The organism is Aliiglaciecola litoralis (genome assembly GCF_039523355.1).
In the GTDB taxonomy this organism is placed as follows: domain Bacteria; phylum Pseudomonadota; class Gammaproteobacteria; order Enterobacterales; family Alteromonadaceae; genus Aliiglaciecola; species Aliiglaciecola litoralis.
This window is the reverse complement of sequence record NZ_BAAAFD010000057.1, coordinates 1-550: the sequence shown is the minus strand read 5'-3', so window position 1 is coordinate 550 and position 550 is coordinate 1. Positions and strand designations below refer to the sequence as shown.

Sequence of the window (550 nt, the reverse complement as noted above, 5' to 3'; positions counted from 1 at the left end):
ACATAACGCCTTGCTAAGCGGTTGTGGTGAATTGGCGGTTTGTTTGCGGCTCTTTGCAAACAAGGTGACAATTTACCACAATCCGACTTGAGCAACTTGTTATACGCTTTATTCATTGAAGTACTCCACGATTTCTTTATCGTCGACCACCATATGATCAGTGATGTGAAAAACATCTTTGAGCCATTCGTGCTCCAGAGCTTCAGCTCTATCAAGAATTTTGCCCAAAAAGGTTACCTCTCTCCATGGAGATTCCGAAGCGTCAACTAAACCAACTTTAAAATTATCATCGTCAGTCCAAATTCGGAATGGGAAGGCAACCCGAGCTTCTGGGCCAACCTCATCATCTCCCCATTCTCCGAGCCCGACAATGCCGCTTAAATATTTTTCATCGTGCCCATGACTGAACTGAGCATAATAAACTGCGAAAGCATTGTCATCTTGGTAAACAAAACGAGTCAGTCGTACGGTTTTATTACCGCAACACTCACATGTACCTTCAACGGGGTCTTCGAACTCTATTTCGATCATAATTTTTTACGTATAACGC

At 43.1% G+C, this 550-nt stretch carries 1 protein-coding gene; it reads right to left on the bottom strand.

Features of this window, described 5'->3' with window-relative positions; translation table 11 throughout:
* Positions 1 to 108: 108 nt before the first annotated feature.
* Positions 109 to 531: a hypothetical protein gene (locus tag ABD036_RS19145; protein ID WP_343862811.1), complete on the bottom strand. Its 423-nt coding sequence runs from the start codon at positions 529 to 531 to the stop codon at positions 109 to 111.
* Positions 532 to 550 lie beyond the last annotated feature (19 nt).